The organism is Tardiphaga sp. GW822-FHT04G09 (assembly GCF_058800725.1).
Genome location: NZ_JBXAMO010000021.1, coordinates 84,754 through 104,718, shown reverse-complemented (window position 1 = coordinate 104,718; position 19,965 = coordinate 84,754). Strand labels below are relative to the sequence as shown.

The 19,965-nt window shown below is 59.9% G+C and carries 22 protein-coding genes and 3 pseudogenes; 10 read left to right on the top strand and 15 right to left on the bottom strand.

Annotated features, from left to right (window positions below):
- Positions 1-199 precede the first annotated feature (199 nt).
- Positions 200-514 carry a hypothetical protein gene (locus tag AC1RLZ_RS26065; RefSeq protein ID WP_493190985.1) on the bottom strand — a complete coding sequence of 105 codons (315 nt, stop codon included), beginning with the start codon at positions 512-514 and terminating at the stop codon, positions 200-202.
- 155 nt (positions 515-669) lie between these two features.
- Here AC1RLZ_RS26065 and AC1RLZ_RS26060 point away from each other — a divergent pair.
- From AC1RLZ_RS26060 to AC1RLZ_RS26045, 4 genes and pseudogenes are all read left to right on the top strand, one after another.
- Positions 670-981: pseudogene (locus AC1RLZ_RS26060) on the top strand (transposase); the annotation flags it as partial.
- Between the two features lie 565 nt (positions 982-1,546).
- Entirely contained in the window at positions 1,547-1,864 is a 318-nt protein-coding gene (locus AC1RLZ_RS26055) for a helix-turn-helix domain-containing protein (RefSeq protein ID WP_493190984.1), read from the top strand.
- Positions 1,865-2,190: 326 nt separating this feature from the next.
- The gene (locus AC1RLZ_RS26050) at positions 2,191-2,649 is read left to right on the top strand and encodes a DUF262 domain-containing protein (RefSeq protein WP_493190983.1); all 459 of its coding nucleotides are present in this window, start codon (positions 2,191-2,193) and stop codon (positions 2,647-2,649) included.
- 506 nt (positions 2,650-3,155) lie between these two features.
- Complete coding sequence (locus tag AC1RLZ_RS26045; RefSeq protein WP_493190982.1) at positions 3,156-3,491, top strand: thymidylate synthase; 336 nt, start codon at positions 3,156-3,158, stop codon at positions 3,489-3,491.
- Positions 3,492-3,747: 256 nt separating this feature from the next.
- On the opposite strand, the gene AC1RLZ_RS26040 is transcribed toward AC1RLZ_RS26045, so the two are convergent.
- The 3 genes and pseudogenes from AC1RLZ_RS26040 to AC1RLZ_RS26030 all read right to left on the bottom strand — a co-directional run.
- Positions 3,748-4,290 carry a Rap1a/Tai family immunity protein gene (locus AC1RLZ_RS26040; protein WP_493190981.1) on the bottom strand — a complete coding sequence of 181 codons (543 nt, stop codon included), beginning with the start codon at positions 4,288-4,290 and terminating at the stop codon, positions 3,748-3,750.
- A 12-nt stretch (positions 4,291-4,302) separates the two neighbouring features.
- Positions 4,303-4,455 carry a hypothetical protein gene (locus tag AC1RLZ_RS26035; protein WP_493190996.1) on the bottom strand — a complete coding sequence of 51 codons (153 nt, stop codon included), beginning with the start codon at positions 4,453-4,455 and terminating at the stop codon, positions 4,303-4,305.
- A pseudogene (locus AC1RLZ_RS26030) lies at positions 4,448-4,516 on the bottom strand (phosphoketolase family protein); the annotation flags it as partial. The pseudogene AC1RLZ_RS26030 and the gene AC1RLZ_RS26035, both read right to left, overlap by 8 nt.
- Before the next feature lie 248 nt (positions 4,517-4,764).
- On the opposite strand from AC1RLZ_RS26030, the gene AC1RLZ_RS26025 reads away from it, so the two are divergent.
- The gene (locus AC1RLZ_RS26025) at positions 4,765-6,645 is read left to right on the top strand and encodes a heavy metal translocating P-type ATPase (protein WP_493190980.1); all 1,881 of its coding nucleotides are present in this window, start codon (positions 4,765-4,767) and stop codon (positions 6,643-6,645) included.
- Here the strand turns inward: AC1RLZ_RS26025 and AC1RLZ_RS26020 are convergent.
- The 5 genes from AC1RLZ_RS26020 to AC1RLZ_RS26000 form a co-directional block, all read right to left on the bottom strand.
- Positions 6,635-7,303 (bottom strand): helix-turn-helix domain-containing protein, encoded by a 669-nt coding sequence (locus AC1RLZ_RS26020; RefSeq protein ID WP_493190979.1) that lies wholly within the window; start codon positions 7,301-7,303, stop codon positions 6,635-6,637. The two genes, AC1RLZ_RS26025 and AC1RLZ_RS26020, sit on opposite strands and share 11 nt — an antisense overlap.
- 162 nt (positions 7,304-7,465) lie before the next feature.
- The gene (locus AC1RLZ_RS26015; protein ID WP_493190978.1) at positions 7,466-7,729 is read right to left on the bottom strand and encodes a hypothetical protein; all 264 of its coding nucleotides are present in this window, start codon (positions 7,727-7,729) and stop codon (positions 7,466-7,468) included.
- Between the two features lie 283 nt (positions 7,730-8,012).
- Positions 8,013-8,735 carry a CBS domain-containing protein gene (locus tag AC1RLZ_RS26010; protein ID WP_493190995.1) on the bottom strand — a complete coding sequence of 241 codons (723 nt, stop codon included), beginning with the start codon at positions 8,733-8,735 and terminating at the stop codon, positions 8,013-8,015.
- Between the two features lie 83 nt (positions 8,736-8,818).
- Positions 8,819-9,094 (bottom strand): c-type cytochrome, encoded by a 276-nt coding sequence (locus AC1RLZ_RS26005; RefSeq protein ID WP_493190994.1) that lies wholly within the window; start codon positions 9,092-9,094, stop codon positions 8,819-8,821.
- 108 nt (positions 9,095-9,202) lie between these two features.
- Positions 9,203-10,030 (bottom strand): universal stress protein, encoded by an 828-nt coding sequence (locus AC1RLZ_RS26000; protein ID WP_493190977.1) that lies wholly within the window; start codon positions 10,028-10,030, stop codon positions 9,203-9,205.
- Positions 10,031-10,171: 141 nt separating this feature from the next.
- Between AC1RLZ_RS26000 and phbB the strand changes: the two genes are divergently transcribed.
- Positions 10,172-10,897, top strand: coding sequence for an acetoacetyl-CoA reductase (gene phbB, locus AC1RLZ_RS25995; RefSeq protein WP_493190976.1), 726 nt, complete (start codon positions 10,172-10,174; stop codon positions 10,895-10,897).
- 40 nt (positions 10,898-10,937) lie between these two features.
- Positions 10,938-11,405 (top strand): CBS domain-containing protein, encoded by a 468-nt coding sequence (locus AC1RLZ_RS25990; protein ID WP_493190975.1) that lies wholly within the window; start codon positions 10,938-10,940, stop codon positions 11,403-11,405.
- Between the two features lie 39 nt (positions 11,406-11,444).
- Here AC1RLZ_RS25990 and AC1RLZ_RS25985 read toward each other — a convergent pair whose 3' ends face one another.
- Both AC1RLZ_RS25985 and mgtA read right to left on the bottom strand, forming a co-directional pair.
- Positions 11,445-11,660: a YgaP family membrane protein gene (locus tag AC1RLZ_RS25985; protein WP_493190974.1), complete on the bottom strand. Its 216-nt coding sequence runs from the start codon at positions 11,658-11,660 to the stop codon at positions 11,445-11,447.
- 96 nt (positions 11,661-11,756) lie between these two features.
- Entirely contained in the window at positions 11,757-14,312 is a 2,556-nt protein-coding gene (mgtA, locus tag AC1RLZ_RS25980) for a magnesium-translocating P-type ATPase (protein ID WP_493190973.1), read from the bottom strand.
- Between the two features lie 41 nt (positions 14,313-14,353).
- Between mgtA and AC1RLZ_RS25975 the strand changes: the two genes are divergently transcribed.
- From AC1RLZ_RS25975 to AC1RLZ_RS25965, 3 genes are all read left to right on the top strand, one after another.
- On the top strand, positions 14,354-14,836 hold the full coding sequence (locus tag AC1RLZ_RS25975) for a poly-beta-hydroxybutyrate polymerase N-terminal domain-containing protein (protein ID WP_493190972.1): 483 nt from the start codon (positions 14,354-14,356) through the stop codon (positions 14,834-14,836).
- Entirely contained in the window at positions 14,722-15,582 is an 861-nt protein-coding gene (locus AC1RLZ_RS25970; RefSeq protein WP_493190971.1) for a hypothetical protein, read from the top strand. Before AC1RLZ_RS25975 ends, AC1RLZ_RS25970 begins: the two co-directional genes overlap by 115 nt.
- 164 nt (positions 15,583-15,746) lie before the next feature.
- Positions 15,747-16,250, top strand: coding sequence for a hypothetical protein (locus AC1RLZ_RS25965; RefSeq protein ID WP_493190970.1), 504 nt, complete (start codon positions 15,747-15,749; stop codon positions 16,248-16,250).
- 12 nt (positions 16,251-16,262) lie between these two features.
- On the opposite strand, the gene AC1RLZ_RS25960 is transcribed toward AC1RLZ_RS25965, so the two are convergent.
- From AC1RLZ_RS25960 to AC1RLZ_RS25945, 4 genes and pseudogenes are all read right to left on the bottom strand, one after another.
- Positions 16,263-16,538 carry a hypothetical protein gene (locus AC1RLZ_RS25960; protein WP_493190969.1) on the bottom strand — a complete coding sequence of 92 codons (276 nt, stop codon included), beginning with the start codon at positions 16,536-16,538 and terminating at the stop codon, positions 16,263-16,265.
- A 59-nt stretch (positions 16,539-16,597) separates the two neighbouring features.
- Positions 16,598-17,422 carry a CHAD domain-containing protein gene (locus AC1RLZ_RS25955; protein WP_493190968.1) on the bottom strand — a complete coding sequence of 275 codons (825 nt, stop codon included), beginning with the start codon at positions 17,420-17,422 and terminating at the stop codon, positions 16,598-16,600.
- Entirely contained in the window at positions 17,419-18,975 is a 1,557-nt protein-coding gene (locus tag AC1RLZ_RS25950; RefSeq protein ID WP_493190967.1) for a bifunctional aminoglycoside phosphotransferase/ATP-binding protein, read from the bottom strand. The genes AC1RLZ_RS25955 and AC1RLZ_RS25950 overlap by 4 nt, the downstream gene beginning before the upstream one ends.
- Positions 18,972-19,954, bottom strand: a pseudogene (locus AC1RLZ_RS25945) (zinc-dependent alcohol dehydrogenase family protein). The gene AC1RLZ_RS25950 and the pseudogene AC1RLZ_RS25945 overlap by 4 nt, the downstream one beginning before the upstream one ends.
- Positions 19,955-19,965 lie beyond the last annotated feature (11 nt).

Below are 19,965 nucleotides of genomic sequence, written 5' to 3'. Positions count from 1 at the left end.
GTTGAACACTGAAGCTTCGCAACCTCAGTTTCCTCGGTCCGGACCGGGTGGACAACCTCTTGAAAGCTCACAGCTAGCCGTTGAAGGCGATCAACCTCTGACGCCAATTTGACAATGTCCAAGGAGTATCCGCTTCGAATTTCGAACATGACGTTTATTTCGAGTGGTGACGAGATGGGTCGCTTCGTTGAAGTTGTAATCAGCGAATAAGTTGTGTGGCCGCTCTGGCGATATCTAGTGCGGCGTCACTGATGATGCGGCTGCAACAGAATTTGCTTCCGTTTATCAGATCGTCGAGATCGTACCGTGACAACTCGGGAATGCCAGGCATCACATCAGGCATCAGGATCGTGTCCCAAGTGGTGGTGTAGGTTTTTGGTCTGATGCCGCTCGCGAAGCGCGCTTTTCCATAGCGCTGTAGCGAGCGCGGCATGTGGTGGTCACCGGCGATCCGCCGGTAGGATCGGGTTGCAACACGCAATGCAACCGAGGAACCACCGATGACCAATGACATGATGAGCCTTCGCGCGCTCGTGGAGAAGACCCCTGACGCGGATATTTTGCGCGAGATGATCGGCTTTGCCCCGAGCGGCTGATGGAGATGGAGGTAGCGGCGCTGACCGGTGCCGGTCATGGCGAGAAGAGCGCGGAGCGGCTGGTGCAGCGCAACGGCTACCCAAGCTGGCCAAGCTGATGCACGAGGCCGAGCCCGACGTGCTGGCCTTCATGAGCTTTCCAACCACACATCGCACCAAGCTGCACTCGACCAATCCGATCGAGCGCGTCAACGGCGAGATCAAGCGTCGCACCGAGGTCGTCGGCATCTTTCCCAACGAGGCGGCCATCAGGCGTCTCGTCGGTGCCATCCTCCTCGAACAAAACGATGAATGGGCGGTCCAGCGCGCCCGCTACATGACACTGGAAACCATCGCTCCGATCAGCGATAATCCCATCGTCGGGTTGCCCGCAGTGGCAAACTGACCAGCCCGGCCTAGGTCGGAAATCGTGGTGGCCATCAAGAAGCTACACCACGCGTTGGGACACGATCGGCATCAGTATAGATGGCGCCGAGGATCTCGATCCCGCCGCCGGATCGAGCCGTGCGATTCTCGACGCCATATCACCTGCGCTGAAATTTTCGGGCCATGTGATTGGCAAAAGGCAGATTGAGCGCTTTTTTGGAACTGGCGAGTCATGCCTCGCGCCGGCTGGTGTGCGGTAGGCGAAATAATCGCGATAGTCTTGGACGACCGTTTCGACCTCGCGAGCAGTGCGCCTCATGGGGAGCAGCACCACAGCTTTTGGATCGTTCAACGCAAGCTCCCAAACCGTTCGTCGGGTCATATCAATGACAACCGTACGGCACTCTGGATGCGCCTCGATAGCTCGCCGAATTGCATCAAGAGTGGCCGTCTCTTCCGGAAGCCAAGTGGTCGAAAACGGAACATCCTCGGCCAACGCGTGCAAGGATTCGTTTTAAAAGTGCAATAATTCCGGGAAATAGTGCAATTGTTGACAAGTATCCGTAGGCCTCGAAAGTGGCGGGATGTACTACCCTCCCAAGGTCTTAATGGCGGCGAGACAGCTTCTCGGAGTAAGCCGGGAAGAACTCGCTGAGGCCGCAAAAATCGGCGTGCGGACTCTTGCCAGTTTCGAGATGGATGGCCCTGGGACGACGCTCAAGACACTCGAAGCTGTTCAGATGGCACTCGTCACGAAATACGGGGTGCAATTCCTTCCAGAAGACGAAAAACAGGGATTTGGTATTCGCTTTCCTCGTGGTCATTTCGGAGTGCCCGAGAAGAGGCATCGCCCTCCACGCAAGGCCAATCCCAAGTCCAAGCCGAAGCCCAGCAAAAGCTAGCAGATGTCGGCTAGCCCGAATGCGCTCGAGCCTTGGCGTCTCGACCCGGCGAGAATCCTTCTCGAATCTTTCAAATTATCGGTCACGGGCAGGGACGCTCTTGACGCAAAGGCGGTAGCCAGCATTCCGGCATCCTCGGTACCAGTCATCGGGAACCGTTCGCGGCCGCCGCCAAGCAGCAGATAAGGATCGAGTTCCTCGGGTCCACACTGCATGATGCTCTTGACGGCCGCAGTATCGAGGTTGCTTGACGTTCTGTCCCCACACAGGTCTGCAGGCCGTGCGCCTCATTTGCCCCGCTCGTTTGCGCTTGACGATGTATCAAAATGCGCCCGACCGTTGTTGTATCGACAGGGAGACGGCAGATCGTTACGGCACGACAAACGGCTCGAGGTGACTCATTCGATATCCATCAACCGCGGTTGAAAGCAGTTCTCGACGATATCCATGACGGCCTAATTGGGCTGCCGCATTTTCAGCGCGATTGGTTGTGGTCAAGCGATGATATCCGCGACTTGCTGGAATCGATAGCAGATGGCCATTCGATTGGAGTTCCTATGCTCGTGGATGCCCTGTCGACGGAGCATCGGGCGATCAGTGGCGCGCCTGCGTCCGGTCTGTCGAAACCTTCGTCCTTGCGTTTGGTTCTAGATAGCCAACAACGCCTTACGGCTGCTTACCAGGCCTGCTACGTGAGTGCGCCCGTAAGCATTCAGTCCACGAAAAAAGGGAAGATAAACGGCCTGTGCAGGTCGATGCGATGTGTCGCATGTACGAAAGGCTGAATGATTCACGGGAAAAGCACGGCACAGAGCATAGCCTAGAGCCGTCCGACTAGGAGCGTCAGATTAATCGCACAGGCAGCCAGCAACGTGGCGATCAAGATCGTCCGCAGGTTCCGGACACGCCAATGGTTGGTCACATTCATCGCCCAACATAATCGAGCGATTCTGAACCAAGAGTTTTCGAGATTATTTTTCTGTCGGTTTAGTTTTCGCTTACCTTCGATTCCATGCTGCGGTTTGATTGGTGGATGACGCGCCCTTCGATCAGCTTTAGCGTCTGGCACGGCTATCTAATCCACCCCCCTTAGGGGGCATGGAATCACCCTTGCTCAAAAAGGGGTATCGCCAACCCAGTTGCTTCCAGTGATGAACGGCCCTGCTTGCTTGCAATGTGGGAGCTGCTGCGCAGGGCCGTATTTCATTTGAAGGATGAAGTCTCGTAATCTCATCTGATCGTCAGGAATCAAGTAGACTATCGATACAATAAGGCACCAGGATACCTTTCAATGCCTTTGCTCAGAGACGGTGGCATGATAGCGAAAATAGCGGTTACACCCCTGACCGGAAAACCCTTTAACTTTACTGGCGCTTCGGCTCTACAATTGATGCTGGCGCAGCAAGCCGACTTAACCCCGGGCGAGCTTATCTGGGTAGGAGGCGACGTTCATCTTTACCTGAATCACCTCGAGCAGGCGCGTGAGCAAATCTCGCGCGTTCCGCGCGCGTTCCCAACGATGAAGCTCACGCGACGGTCCGATAGCATCGACGGCTACAAGATCACGGACTTTGAGATCGATGGCTACGATCCGCACGCTGCAATCAATGCAGAGGTGGCTGTCTAGCGGTCCGTTGACGAAGCTCTTCGGCTCTGAAGAGAGCGTGTTGTGTGCGCGTACATGGCAGAACGATGTTTCGAGAGGTCGATCGACACCCGGTGACTCTCAAGCGGCACTCCGCTTGCTCGATAAGATGGCCCCGACACAGCGCGCCATCTTCTGATAGGCGCGGCAATATCCGCTTCCACAATAGCGCCGCTTGTCGCGGATTCATCCGAAATAGCTTTTTGAGGCGGTACCAAAACTGCGTCGGCAGCGATCCCTATTTCTTCTGACCACTGGAGCAAGGCCACGCGTTTTGAAGAGCCTCATTCAGCAATGCGATCGCGTCGCGTCTACGCTTTTGCGGATTGAGCGTGAGGAAATCACAAAAGATATCTGCGGCCTGATCCGCCGTGAACCGTGTGGGTGGACAGTAACTCATCACCAGCTTCCATGATTGTTTAAGGCCGGCGATTTCTGAAGATCCTTCTTGAAGTGCCTTTTCGAGATCGGACATGATTGCCGTTGTATCGCTCGCGGCATTGTCAAGCGCGCCCTCGACATACGTCGAGATCAGGTCTCGATGCGTTCGATTGCAGAGTTCCGTCATACGGCTTCCGTCTGCATGTGCGTCCGAAAATATGGAGAAGCTCAGGGTGCAAAGGGTGGCGCAGATCAGGTGGTCAAATCGTCTTGGTGTTGAGACGGGTGCCGATGTCGGCATCGCCCGCAAATCGCGGTAACGTTCCCTGGTGCCGCCGACCACACGCCACCGGAACGGAGGAAGCCCGCTTCTTGGATCGATGGTGAGGCGGATTCTCAATGATTGGTCTCCCTAATTCAATGCCGCGCGCGTAAGAACGGTCCATCGCCAGTCGAGGATTTCAGCCATGTCCTCGCCGTGTTCACGGATATAGCGACCATGTTCGATCAGGCGATCGCGATGCCGCTGCTTGGCGAGAGCGCCCGCAGTTGCCAGTGCCGTCATGGACGGGATTGAGAAATTTGTTCGAATGCCAGGACGCCGCCAGCGGGCCCGTCTCCGCTTCGGCCCGGAGCAGGTCGCGACGCGACACGACGACTCTTCATCAATTTCATAGCCTCCTCCAAGGACTAGCTCTCGCTGCGTTGGTCTTGCTGGTGGCCGCTTGCAATCTCGGACACCCGTCGAGCGGCGACTTCCATCATGGGGCGGGTCTTTGGCCCGCGTATTGATCCGCATCAACCAATGGAGGCCGATTTGAGCTGATGATGCTGCGCGTAGGGCGGGGCGGACCCTGCCGGAGGATGTCTTTTGATGAACCCTATCTTCCTGGTGCGCGTCACTCTCATCGGAGTCACAGCTCTAGGGCTTTGTGCGGGACTCGCCTCGCCGTGGATGGGGCTTTCTGCGTGGCGCGCAACCGTCTGGACAGTAAGCACGATTCCGGTCCTGATCGCTCTCCTGACGCAGATCGTGATAGGTCTGCGCCGCGGCGAGTTCGGGCTCGACATCGTGGCGGCATTTTCGATGATCGCCGCCCTCAGCACCGGCGAGCAGCTTGCTGCGGCGGTCGTGGCACTCATGTATGCCGGCGGGCAGTTCCTCGAAGCCTACGCCGACGGCAGCGCACGACGCGAAATGACGGCGCTATTGTCCCGCGTACCGCTGGTCGCGATGCGACTGCACGATGACCGCCTGGAAGAGGTCGCCGTGGACGCGCTCGCGTCCGGCGATCGCCTGTTCATACGTCAAGGCGATCCGGTGCCGACCGACGGGATCGTAACGAACGGAGTGGCCGTTCTTGATGAATCGGCGCTAACCGGCGAGGCGATGCCGGTGCGGCGAAGCGTAGGGGAAGGCGTGTTGAGCGGCGTCTATAATGCAGGTGACGCGTTCACCATGGTGGCTTCGCGTCCGGCCGCCGAGAGCACCTTCGCCGGCATCGTCCGCCTGGTCGAGGCAGCGCAGCAATCGAAGGCGCCGATGTCGAGGCTCGCCGACCGCTTCGCAATAGTATTCCTGTTGCTGACAGCCTGCATCGCCGGTCTTGCCTTGTATGTCAGCGGTGACGTTATTCGCGTCGTCGCCGTTCTTGTTGTGGCGACACCATGCCCGTTGATCCTCGCGGTCCCGATCGCATTTATCGCGGGACTATCGCGCGCGGCCCGGCACGGCATCCTGATCAAGGGCGGAAGCGCCATTGAAGGTCTAGCTAGAATCCAACGATTGGTTTTGGACAAGACCGGAACTCTCACCGACGGGCGTCCGAACGTCCTTTCGATCCGTACCAACGGAGTTTCGCACCTTGAAGTATTGCGTCTCGCGGCATCGCTCGACCAGGCGTCGAAACATGTCGTCGCCGGCACCATCGTTGAAGAGGCGCGCCGGCGCGGGTTGGAGTTATCCTTTCCCGCAGAGGTGGTCGAGACACCGGGGGATGGCATCATCGGGCGAGTTGATGGCAGACGCGTCGTGGTCGGGGGCTCGGGCTTCGTTTCGCGGAATACGACCTCCGGCATCTCCCCGATGAGCGCTCCGCCTCCGCAGGCCGGATCGCTGGTAGTGGTGGTTGGGCTGGACGGTCAGGCGGTCGGCGAGATCGTCCTCGGAGACCGGATCCGCCGGGGCATGTCGGCGCTGTTGGACGATCTTAGAGGCAGGGGCGTCCAGCGCATCGTGCTCGCGACGGGAGATCGGAGGGATATCGCCGAGGCGACAGTGACGGGATTGAGTTTCGATGCGGTTCATGCCGAGCTGAGCCCGGACCAGAAAACGGAGGTCGTCCGCGCTGAACGTAAGGGCGGACGGGTCATGATGGTCGGCGATGGGGTCAACGACGCGCCAGCTCTGGCGGCTGCCGACATAGGTGTCGCCATGGGCGCGAGAGGCGCCGCCGCCTCGTCGGAGGCCGCTGACGTTGTGCTTCTCGTTGATCGTCTCGATCGCGTTTTGGTGTCGATCGACATCGCGAAGCGATCCAAGGCGATCGCCTATCAGAGCGTTCTGTTGGGGACTGGCCTATCCCTTATTGGGATGATCGCGGCTGCATTTGGGTACTTGGCCCCCGTCCAAGGCGCCCTCTTGCAGGAGGTGATCGACGTCGCCGCCATTATCAATGCCCTGCGGGCGCTTCATGGGCCGCTACCGAACGTGCTGCCTGTCGCCGAAGTTTCCGCTGCGGCCGTTATGCATTGAGTCGCGCAAGCGCCGAGCGCCTGCAAAGATCGATCTGCCTTGACGTGCGCAGCGAAATGAAGCCGGCCTGCTCGAAGTGGGTTAGGGTTCGCGATACGGTCTCTATCGTGATGCCCAGATAGTCGGCGATGTCCTGACGGGACATTTGCAGGTTCACTGTGGCTAGATTGCCGCTCCGGCGCGACATCTCAAGCAGGAAGTGGGCAACCCTTTCTTCGGCGCTACGGACCAGCAGGACCATGTGATCCTGCATGCGGCGAAGCTCTTCCTTGACCATCGACCAAAGATCGCCGGTCGGATCGGCCGACCCTGCCATCGGGCGTGAGGCGGCATTTAATCTGATCGCAGATATCTGGCTTTCGCAGATCGCTTCAGCAGAATTGAGATGGTGGCTGCCGGCCTCGAAGCCAAACAAATCCCCCGGCAGGTAGAAAGCCGTAATCTGCCGGCGTCCGTCGTGCAGAATCCTGTAGGCGCGGACCGCGCCGGAGACGACGCGATAGATGTGCGTCGCGGCCTCGTCTTCCCCGAAGATCTCGGTGTTGCGCGCGAAGCATCTGGTCGCGCCAAGGTGTGGTCGACGCTCCTGCTGCGGTTGGGACAAGACCTCGTAAGGCAATAAGGGGAGTGCGGCTGCGTGTGTCGTCTGGCTCAGCATGGACGGCTCCTCTGTGTCCGATTTTGTCGGTCAGATTGTGCGCCGGCTCGCTTCGCCCGGATATTTGGATGTTTCCCCTAGGTATTGTTACGTAGTCGCGACGCCTATCACCCGGGGGGAGCAGAGGGCAGCTCGATTTCGGCGGGGCTCACGACGGCGCAGTCAGATCGCCCGCGACGTCGGATGATCTACTCCGGCCAGGCGGGGTGCGAAGCCCTCGCGCCCACCTGTGATCCGGATTTCCGCGGTGTCCGCAAACATATCCCAGCGATCCGTCTTACGTAATTCGCAGAAGGCGGCTTCGGCTTCTTCGAGCGCCAGGCCGATCGATGTGTTCTCGACGAGAAACTCGCCCTGGCAGGTCACGCATTCGTGGCCTGTATCGTTGCAGATCTTCTTTAGAAAACGGACGTGAAAGTGGGTCATGGTGACCTCCGGTGCAGTTTGCCGGTCATCGCAATCGATACTGAGATGCCGCACGATAGTGAAAACGATCTCGGACCAATGAATGCGTTGTCACGGCCTATATGTCGCGCCTCATGCTCCACCCAACGGCAGCGATACCGAAACCGACGATCAGCGTGATGGTCACCAGCGTTTGGACGACGCTAAAATTCAGGGCGTCTCTGGCTACGAAAAGCGATGTGATCGCTGCCGCAGCTATCGATACAATACGTAGAATCCAAGCCATCTGCACTCTCCGACGGCGTCAGCCGGCCGCTTTCCTGTCCTCGGCGGATTCCAGATAGAATCCGGACCAGCTGTCCACGAAACAGAGGTGATCATGAACTTCCTTGACGCCGGCGACATTCCGAGCCGCGACGAGCGAAGCCTCTCGCGCGCGATCATCCACGATCAATCCGTACAGATGAGCGATGCCGCCGCGGACGGTGACGTCTAGACCGATTGGGCGCCAATCCTGAGCCTCGATCGACCGGATGATCCGTTCCCGCATGTGATCGTCATCGGCCGTCGGATCCGGCACGTCGCGGGCCATGCTCGCGACAGCCCGCATCAGGTTGGCGCGGGTGATAATTCCAACCAATTGGCGCCCGCGGGTGACGGGCAGACGCTTGACGTTCTTCTTTTCCATCAAGGCCACGATGTCATCCAGTGTGTCGTCTTCGCTGACCGTCACTGGATCCGGCGTCATAACATCAGAGACCGAGCGCCCCCGCTCACGAACGAAATCCTCCGCGATCGCGCCGGGGCTTTTGAAGAACTGAAGCCAGCGAGGTCGCTTGCGCTGCGTGCCGATCTCGGCGCGGCGAAGGAAGTCACGCTCAGATACGATGCCGACGAGTTCTCCGGACATGTTCAGCACCGGAAGCCCACTGATGTGGTGCTCGAGCATCGTGTTGGCTGCAGTCTCGACGGATGTGACGGGAGAGACGGTAAGGACGTTGCGTGTCATGATCTGATGGGCGCGCATCTGAGTTCTCCTAGTCTGGTGATTGCAGAATACGGCGTTGTGTCGCCTCTTGCCTTTGACTTTGCGCAAATTGCGCTCTGAATTCATTCGAGCGATTTTAGAAATGTGAGAAAGTCGTTGATTTGATCCGCGTCGAACCTGAATTCCGGCATGCTCGGGTGCCCCGTAACGATTCCCTCAGCCAACGCTTCCTGGAGCGTCTCCACCGGATATCGTTCATGCAGCGTCCGGAAGGGGGGCGCGATCCGCAGTGGACTTGGGCTGACTTTATCGATCGCGTGGCACTTCATGCAATACACGACGGCGAGGCGTCTGCCTTGCTCCACGCTCGCCGCGGATGCCGCGAACGATCCCATCATGGCAAGAGCGAGCGCGACGATGGTAGAGCGCGCGATGATCGATGGATGCATGATTTCTCCTTCCGTCGCGACGATGCCATGTTCCCGGTGTTTCCGAAGGCCCTGGCGTCAGTGCGACATTAAAGTTGGGATCGTCATCGACTCCAGCATTCCGCGGGTCACGCCTCCGAGGATGCGTTCCTTCAGCCGCGAGTGGCCATAACCGCCCATCACAATGAGATCGAGACCGGAGTCCGCAGCGATCGACAGCAGCATCGGCTGGATGTCAACCGGCGCGGCAACGCTGCGGTTGACGGTCACTCGCAATCCCTGGTGGATCAGGCGTGCTTGAAGCGCCTGGGTCGATGTTTCGGGATGCGTCGTATCGTTCAAGGTGATCAGGGTGATATTTTCGGCACTCTTCAGGAACGGCATTGCGTCACGCACCGCGCGCGCTGCCAAACGGCTACCGTCCCAGGCGATTCCGATGTTGGACATCTTGAGCGGGCCCCTGAAGGTGTAGGGTACGAAAAGGACCGGGCCACCCGCCTCGAAGAGGATCTCCTGCGGTAGCGTGTTGTCGTATGACTCGACCTCCACCTCAGGCTGAAGCACGATCGTCAGATCGTAGAGCCGCGCAAGCGCGCCGATCGTAGAAGCGGCCTCGAACGGCGTCGCCGTCATCGGAATGCACTTGTACTGAAAAGACCTCCGTTGGGCCTCGGTCGCGACAATCGACAGCGCGGCCTCGGCCCTCGCCTGGGCGCGTTCTCGCTCGATCTCGTAGATGGCAGCCACGGCGGTACCGCCTTCGATCGCGAGACCTATGCTCGTCGTTTCATAGCCGATGGCGACGGCGTCGAGCCGCGTGTCGAACGTCGTGGCCAGCGAGGCCGCCGCGTCGATGAGGCCCTGAAAGCCGCGTTCGGTTGGAATACTCGCAAGAATGCTGTTCATGACCGTGCTCCTGACCCGTTGGCAGACGCGCTTGTACGGGGTCCCAGCAAACAGCAGTTCGCAGCGGGCTGTTTTGATCTAACGCAAGAAGTAACGCGAGCGAGCGGGCTACCCATCATCTTTCTCGATTGGGAGGCGACGATGGCAAGAGTAGCGTTAATCTCTGGCGGTACGCGGGGCATCGGAGCAGCCGTGTCCTTGGCGTTCCTGCAAGCGGGCTACAAAGTCGTGCCGACCTATGTCGCCGACCGAGCGGCGGCTGAGGCTTTCCGCAACAAGACCGGTCTGACGCCGTATCGATGGAACGTCGGTGACTTCGAAGCTTGTTCGGAAGGCATCAAGGAGGTCGAAGCGGCAGTCGGTCCCGTCGATGTTCTGGTGAACAATGCGGGTATCGTGCGGGATGCAGCGCTACATAAGATGGATCACGAGAAGTGGCAGGAGGTAATCGACGCGGACCTCGGAGGCGCCTTCAATATGTGCCGCGTCGTTATCGAAGGAATGCGTGCCCGCAAGTTCGGGCGCATCATCAATGTCTCATCGATCAATGGTCAGAAAGGGCAGTATGGGCAAACGAACTATTCTGCTGCGAAGGCCGGATTGCTGGGATTCACGCGCGCATTGGCCCTCGAGTCGGCCCGCATGGGGATCACCGTCAACGCGATATGCCCAGGATATATTGACACGGACATGCTTGAGAATGTGTCAGACGACGTTTTGATGAAGGACATTTTATCAAAGATCCCGGTCGGGAGGCTAGGGACGGCGGCAGATATCGCACGCGGCGTCCTTTTCCTTGGTTCTGACGACGCAAGCTTCATCACCGGCTCGACGCTTTCCATCAATGGCGGACAGTGGATGGGTTAGCGATCGAACGATCGTCTCTTGAAATGGAACGGAAGCCGTCATGAACGTCGCGTATGTTATGCGTAGCTCCTTCGCGGTCATCGCACCCACGAAGCCGGTTCTGGAGGCCGCCAATATTTTGCTGGAGACCAACCAGAGGATCATCCCGGTGGTCGGTTCGGATCGCGCCGTTGTCGGTGTAGTGTCCGAGGGAGATTTTCTTCATCGGGCGGAACTGGAGGTCCTACCCCCGCCCGGTAACTGGGTAGAGCGGGTGCTTGGGTTCGAAGAGGACACACCGGCCACGCGTCGCATGACTGCCCGCACGGTTGGCGAGATCATGAGCAGGGTGCCCGTGTGCATCGACGCGAACGCGACCGTGGATGACGTTGTTGCACTCATGGATCGTCACCACGTCGCGCAGGTGCCGGTCATGTGCGGCTCGAGCGTCGTCGGTCTCATTGGCCGCACCGAACTATTAGCCGCATTCATTCATGCGGCCAATGCGGCCGACGTGGGGGATCCGTAGGCTTGTTTGGTCGCGAAGCCACGTTCCTGCGTTCTCATATCAGACAGTGCGATCTGATTGGTCCCGCGAACTGACGTTGAATGCGTCGTAGAGAGGGCAATACGAGAAGGCCGCGGTGACCAGGAGGACGACCCCCACCAGCCCAACGAGTGGCCAGTTCGGCATGAGCGTTCCATCCCTTAAAATGTAGGCGACGAGCGCCATGCCGATGAAGATTCGAATGAACTGATCGAGACGTCCGACATTACGCTTCATGATCGTTCTCCAGGTTAGAGCAGAGTATTATGACCTTGCCGATCAGGACGATGCTTTGATCTTCCGCAATTCGAAGGCGACTATCGCCAAAGCGATCTAGATAGTGCTTGGCTTCCCTTGGAGCGCCCAACGTTTGACGGCTTGAGCTGCGACGAGATAACCGACCGTCAAGCAGACGATGGCTGCGGTGGCTTGCCAGGGTACCGGTACGAAGCCGAACCACGCGCGGAATGGCCCGAAAACGAGCGATAGGGCGCCAAAGAGCGCGCCGATGGAGGTGAGAATCAGCGCGGGGTGCGGCCGGATCGCCCGCCAAGGCGTGCGTGAGGACCTGATGATGAATATCACCAGGATCTGCGTCACGATTGATTCCAGGAACCATCCGGTGCGGAAGACCGCTTCGTCGGCTCCGAAGCCTTTTAGTAGAATTACGAAGGTCGCGACGTCGAACAATGAGGAGATCGCTCCCATCACCATGGTGAAGTGGAGGATCGACTTCATGTCCCAGGCCCGCGCCCGGGCGATGTCGTCAGGCTCGACGTCGTCGAAAGGTATGCCGATCTCCGAAAGGTCGTAGAGGAGATTGTTCAAGAGGATCTGCAGCGGAAGCAGTGGTAGGAACGGCAGCACCACGGAAGCCAGCGCCATCGAGAGCATATTGCCGAAATTCGAACTGGTGCCCATCCGCACGTATTTCAGGATATTTGCGAGCGTTCTGCGGCCTTCGCGAACGCCCGCCGAGAGCACGTTCAAGCTCGGTGCCAGGAGAATGATGTCCGCCGCCGCCCGAGCGACTTCGGTTGCCCCCTGGACCGAAAGCCCCACATGGGCCGCATGGATGGCGGGTGCATCGTTCACCCCGTCGCCCAGGAAGCCGACGATATGTTTGTCGCGGCGCAGAGCCTCAATGATGCGCCGTTTCTGGCTCGGATCGACGCGAGCGAACAGGTCGACGGTCCGTATCCGCTCGGTAAGAGCGGCATCCGCGAGCCCGTCGATCTCAGTGCCGACGATGACGCGGTCTGCCGGAATACCGACCTGTGCAGCCACGTGCTGTACGACGCCTGGCTGGTCTCCGGAGATGATTTTCAGTTTGACGCCAAGTGCTGCGAGCTGCGCCACGGCTGATGCTGCGTCTGGTTTGACCGGGTCGGCAAAGACGCAAAATCCGACGAAAGTAAGCTCGGTTTCGTCCTCCAATCTGGGCGGGATGAGTGGCGCCAGCTCCCGGATAGCGACGCCGAGCAGGCGAAAGCCGCCGTCTTGGTAGCGCTGTTGGATCGCATCCAACTTCTCGCGCCACGCCTCGTCGAGCGGGCGTGCGAGCCCATCGATTTCGACGGCGACTGATTTGGCAATAATGGCCTCCGGCGCTCCTTTGGTCAGCAGAAACGTCCTGTCGTCGAGGGTCGCGGCGACCGAGAGGCAGCGCCGGCTGAAATCGAATGGGATTTCGCCGTTCAGCGCCCACTGATCCGACCCCGTGGTGGGCGCTGACTGAAGGATGGCGACGTCCAACGGGCTCCGCATCCCGGATTGAAACCTGCTGTTCACGGCCGCCAGTTGAAGCACGCGCTCAGACTGCCCGCCTTCACAGTCGATTGGTTCGGTCAGCGTTATCTTCGCCTCGGTGAGTGTACCGGTCTTGTCGACGCAGAGGACATCCAGGGCACCTAGATCGTGGATCGCCGAAAGACGTTTGACGATGACCTGTCTGGTCGCCATGCGTTGCGCGCCCTTGGCGAGGGTCACGGTCATGATCATGGGCAGCAACTCTGGCGTGAGCCCGACCGCTAGGGCAACGGTGAACAGGAAGGATGGAAGCGCCGGCCGTCCCGAGGCGAGGTGAGCCAGCAGCACGAATAGCGTCAAGAAGACCGTCAGCCTCACGATCAGCAGCCCGAGTCGTCGCACACCCTCTTCGAGAGCCGTTGGAGCGGCATCCGTTTCGACGGAGGAGGCGATGGCGCCGAAGCGGGTGCGGTTGCCGGTCTCCGCCACCAGCATCGATCCTTGGCCTGCGACGACGGACGTTCCTGCGAAGAGCGCGTTGTGCGCCTCCGACGGACTGGTGGCGGTGCAGGGGAGGGTTGATTTAGATGCGGGGAAGGCCTCGCCGGTCAGCAGGGATTCGTCGAGTTGAAGCCCCTTTTGGTCGAGCACCACGCCGTCCGCAGGAATGAGGTCACCCATCCGCAGCATGACGACGTCGCCGGGTACGATCGTTGCGACCGGGACGGTCTCGCACGTGCCGCCGCGCAGCACGTCTACTTGTATGGCGACGGATTGGCGCAGTGCTTCCGCTGCCAGCTCGGCACGATGCTCCTGAACGATGTCGAGCGTCAGAGACAACGAGATCACCGCGAGGATGACGACGAAACTGCCCATGTCTCCGCCGAGCCCGGATACGGCTGCAGCGACGATGAGGATCAGGACGAGTGGATTGAGCAGGCGGTGTGCAAGTTTGTGGAACAGGCTATGGCGCCCGGATGCGATGAAGCGATTGGGTCCCACTGTGCGTAGCCTGGCGGCCGCCTCGCTCTCGGTGAGGCCTCCGGATCGGCTCTGAAGTTGCGTCAGCAACTCGCTTGCGCCGGACCGCCAGAACGCGACGTTCTGCGGGGATATGTCCCTGACAACTCCGTCGGTCATTGCGGCCTGCTTTCTGAATCGAGAACCCGATCTGTAAAGCCATGGGCCAAAGAGTGCCGGCGGGAATTGACCAGACGCAAAGCGGTAACCGGAAATTTGGCGGACGGTCACGAACTCTGGGTCGATCCAGACATTCGCACCGAGGTTTCCCAATGCCAGAACGCCCGCACTCCATTGCCAAAGCCAACACGTCGGAGATCTCGCCTTCTGCTGCTGAACCTCGGTCCCACGATGCCACAGGTGGTGCGGCTCTGGATCAATCGTTCCATGCCGCTGTGGCAGCGGCGACCGGTGGCCTTTCACCTGCCGCGCTGGCGCTGTCGTTCACGGATCTGGCGCTTCACCTTGCGGCGTCGCCTGGACGGCAGATTGAGCTCTGCGCCAATGCGGTCCAGGACGTCGCACGTTTTTGCGCGATGGCTCACGGCCTTTCTCGCAATTCCGCCCCTGGCAACTACTTTCACCGGCAGCGAACGATCGTCGCTTCGTCGGCGACGACTGGCTGTTGCCTCCCTTCAATCTGAACGCACAGGCGTTTCTTCTCTGCGAACGATGGTGGCGGTCGACCACCGACTTGCACGGATTGGCGACGGGCGACGCCGCGATTGCAGCCTTCGCGCTGCGCCAGATGCTGGATGCCGTTGCCCCTACGAATTTTCCCACCACCAATCCGAAGGTAATCCGACGCGCGCTTGAGAGCAGCGGCATGAGCTTTGTGAATGGCTTTGAGAACTGGCTAGCCGATGCATGGCGTCTGGCCGGCGGCGCTGGGGCGAGCCGCGATGGATTTGTCATCGGGAAGGATGTCGCGACGGCGAAGGGACGGGTGGTTTTTCGCAATCACCTGATCGAACTCATCCAATATGAGCCGACGACCGCCACGGTGAAGCCTGAGCCGCTGCTGATCGTGCCGGCTTGGATCATGAAATACTACATTCTGGATCTGTCACCCGGAAATTCGCTCGTCAGGTTCCTGACAGGTAAGGGTTTCACAGTCTTCATGATCTCCTGGCGCAATCCGACCAGCGAGGACCGGGATCTATCCCTTGAAGACTACCGCCTGCTAGGCGTAGAGGCAGCGCTATCCGAAATCCAGTCGATCATGCCCGGGCGAGCCGTGCACGGCATGGGATACTGTCTTGGCGGCCACGTTGCTGGCGATCGCCTTGGCGGCGGCATCGCCAGAGCGGCGCGCAGCGTGGCGAACGCTGACAATGCTGGCAGCACAGACAGACTTCACCGAGGCGGGCGAACTGACATTGTTCATTAACGAAAGCCAGGTCGCATTTCTCGAAGATATGATGCGCGAAAAGGGCGTTCTCGGCTCCCAGCAAATGGCCGGGGCCTTTTCGATGTTGCGGTCGAACGATCTAATCTGGTCGCGCATCGTCCGCCACTATCTGCTCGGCGAACGCACGTCTCCTAGCGACCTTGATGGCGTGGAATGCCGATGCCACCAGGATGCCGGCCTGCATGCATTCGGAATATCTGCGGTCTCTGTTTCTGCAGAACGATCTGGCGGAGGGGCGCCACATCGCGGGTGGTCGCCCGATCGCTCTGTCCGACCTGCGGACCCCGATGTTCGTCGTCGGAACGCGCGAGGATCACGTCGCGCCATGGCGTTCGGTCTACAAAGTACATAACCTGACGGACGCAGCGGTCACCTTCGTCTTGACCAGCGGTGGCCACAATGCGGGCATTCTCGCGCCACCGGACCAAGCCGGGCATCGCTATCAAATCATGAGCAGAGCGGCCAACGACTCCTATCTCGGGCCAGAAGAATGGCAACGGCTTGCTCCGATCACCGAAGGTTCTTGGTGGGAAGCGTTGACGGCGTTTCTGGCGACGCACTCGGGCGGCCCGGTCGCGCCTCCAGCGTATCCGGTGACCGCTGAATCGCTTCCGGAAGCACCGGGGAGCTACGTTCATCAAGAGTAAATGGCGATCTCGCTATCGGGAGTTCTGCCGTCGTTCGGGTAGGTAGCGCCTGCCGATTAGCGCGATCAGTCCGAGGATCGACATGAATGCGACGGCAGTCAACAAGTAGATGAGAATGGTGAGCAGGTAAGCGCCCTGGAAACGCCAGCTTGGCGGCAGTGTGTCAGCAGCGGCAAGCGGCAGGATGTCGGAGAAATAAGTCTGGAATACCCATACCAGCAGCAGTGTCAGAGCGGTGGCCGTCACCGTCAGCAGGGTAAGGCGAGATATGATCGAAGTCGGTTTCATGGCCCATCATGTGTATTTCCCGACGCCGGGTCCATTCGGGGAAAACACGTAGGTCGGCGTCAGGAAAATTGGGCGATCGCCTTTTCGGTCTGCCGCGACAGCTTGCTCTCGCGCGCTTTGAACGGACCCTTGCGAGCAGCATCGATCCTGCGTCGGATACGATGTAGATCCCGCAGGTCGCCCAAGGCGCGCTGCAGCTCCCGCGCCGCCTTGGCTTCCCGCAGTCGACTGTGGGAGACTTCGATGCCAAGTTCGGATAACGCCTCGACCACGTAACGATAGCGCTTTGCCATGATCCGGACGCGATGTTGCCGGCGGCTTTCGATCGGACGGTCTTTGTACCGGGCGAGCCGATACGACCATCGCCTGAGCCGATGCTGGGCGAACCGTTCGAGCGGGGTCTCGCGCAACTTTCCGTTCGCCCTATCTGAAGTGGTCGTCCAGAGCCCATGGTCGATCCAACTTCGAATCTTCGTGAGCAGCGTTTGGTATCGCTTCGACGCCAACGCCCGTGCCACCCGGGCGTGACCGGAGGAGACCATTCGGTCGATTTCGCGCCGGCCGACGCCGAGCAACGAATACTTGGGCATCTCGCGGACGTAGGCAAGAGCCACGTCGTTGTCACGTGCCTCTCCCAGGATGCCGTTCAACCAGGCGATCTCCCTCTTGATGGCTGACCACCCGTCATCAGTGACCATCGCTGAGAAGAATTTTCGAGCGGCGGCAAGCTTGGTGAATCCGATCCGCATGCGGTGGATACCCTCGGCATCGCCTCTTCGTGCCGATCGATGGCTGCGCTCGATGTCCCCAAGGCATGCCTGCGCGATCCGCTGGAAGGCACGTACACAAGTCAGGGGGCGTTTCTTGGAGAGAACCTTCGTCATGGATCACACGCACATTGCGCGATAAGCGGCGCCAGAAACGGCATGACCTTCGCGCGCGTGGCCTCCGGCGTGCCGCCGGCATCGATGACAGGCCAATCCATATTGCCGGAATCGTGACCTTCCTGCATGTGCGCGACGGTTGCTGTCGCATCCGAGGCGTCGTTGTGCCGTCCCGCGATCCGCGCGAGCCGCACATTGAGATCCGCCCGCAAGAACAGACCGAGGTGGACCGACGAAGCTGGCTCTACCCCGGCGAACGCGCGTCGCTCCTCCGGGCGCAGAAAAGCGGCATCAATGACAACGCAATGGTCTTGCGACGCAACGCCGTGCGCCTGCGTCATGAGCGCGTCGTAAACGCGCTGCGTCACACGCGGAGCATAGGCGGCCTCCGGAAGACGGTGATCCTCAGGCACGTCGAACATCGCCTTGCGGACGACATCCGACCGGATGACGACAGCGCCCGGAGCCGGTCCGAGAAAGGGGGCTACGGCGCGTGCGAGGATACTCTTGCCCGTACCGGACATTCCACCAATCGCAACTAAACCACCTGGCGGCGGATTGATGAGCTGGACTGCGAGTTCGAAATACTTTCCGGCGTCGTCACCGACCTGTCGATCGCCGTCGTTCTGCCCCGCTTTCATGAAGAGGACATGCGCCCTGATCGCGGCGCGGATCGACAGGAAAAGCGGAAACAGGCCGAGTGCGTCGAGATGAACGGGAGCGCTGCGCGCGATGTATCGATTGAATGACACATTTGCCGCTGTCCGCTGTTCGTGATGAAGCATGTCCATGAGTGCGAAGCTCAGGTCGTACAGAACATCGGTCGTGGCTATTGCAGGATCGAACTCGATGGCGTCGAACAGAACGGGCTTCCCATCGATCATGGTGATATTCCCAAGATGCAGGTCGCCATGGCATCGGCGCACGAAGCCCTCTGCGGCGCGGCGCTCGAGGCAAGGTTTCTGGGCGTCGAGCACGGCCAGGCTGGAGTTGTGAAGGTTTTCGACGGCCTGCCGCTCCAGTCCGCTGACTTCGCGAAATCTGGCGGTGTTACGGGCGATCAGCGTTCCGATCGAGGCCAGCCAAGCGGTCCCATCGGCTGCCTTCGCACGATGATGCGAGGCCAGTATTGCGTCCGCGATCTCTTCAGCCAGCGTAGGCGCGATGCCGATCGCCGCGGCAATACGGTCCAGGCCCGCGGTCTCGTCGAACCGCTTCATTTCCACCGCCCATTCCACCGGTGTTCCCTGTCCGTCGATAGCGAGCCCGTCTGAACCCTCTGTGATCGAAACGACGCGCAGATAGAGGTCTGGCGCGAAGGGTTTGTTGACATCGAGCTCCGCCGCGCAGGCGGCCTTCCGCTTATCGAGGCTCGAATAGTCGAGAAATGGAAGGCGGACAGCGCGCTTGATCTTCCAGACACGGTCAGCGCCGAGAAAGATGATCGATGCATGAGTGTCGATGCGTTTGATGCCCGGTTCCATCGAACCCAAGAATGCGATGATCACGTCCTGTGCGGAAGCCTGGGTGCTCTTATCCTGATCGTTGGTCATGGCAACAATACCGCAGCGCCGACGAGCGTCCCGCTGCGCAGGGCGTTTAACGCGGCGTTCGCTTCAGCAAGCGGATAGGTGGTCGTATGGGTCTCGACCGGCGTCCGGCGAACCAGCTTAAGGAATTCATCTCCATCTGCCCTGGTCAGATTGGCAACCGAAACGATCTGCCTCTCCCCCCAGAGATCGCGATAGGGAAATGATGGAATGTCGGACATATGGATTCCGGCACAGACGACGCGGCCGCCCTTGCGAACGGCGCGCAGCGCGATAGGGACCAACTCGCCTGCGGGAGCGAAGATGATCGCCGCGTCGAGTTCCTCCGGTGGCATGGCGGTCGCAGCCCCCGCCCAGGCGACGCCGAGCGACAGGGCGAGGTCCTGTGCGGCGGCATCGCCTTTGCGCGTGAATGCATATACACGACACTGCTGCCTCACGGCGACTTGCGCGATGATATGCGCGGCGGCGCCGAAGCCGTAAAGTCCCAGTACTTTGGGCCCACCCGCCATTTTTAGAGACCGCCAACCGATCAAACCCGCGCACATCAATGGTGCGAGCTTGTCGCTATCGCCGGCTTCTCCGAGTTCGAAGCAATAGCGCGCTTCGGCAATAACGTGGGTCGCGAAGCCGCCATCCCGCGTATAGCCGGTGAACTCCGGATGATCGCAGAGGTTCTCGGCGTGGCGGCGGCAATAGGGACACGTGCCGCAGGTCGATCCTAGCCACGGAACGCCGACGCGGTCTCCCGACTTCAGGTTTTTGACGCCGGTACCCACCTTGTCGATCCGGCCGACGATCTCATGGCCGGAATGATAGGGTAGCGGATGGTCGGCAGGTCTCCGTCAACTACGTGGAGGTCGGTGCGGCAGACACCGCAAGCGTCGACCACGACCCGGACCTGTTCCGCTTTTGGAATGGGGTCTGGCCGCTCGCGCCAGACCAGCGGCGTCCCCGGAGCTTCGAGCACCATCGCATACACTGCTGCTTCTC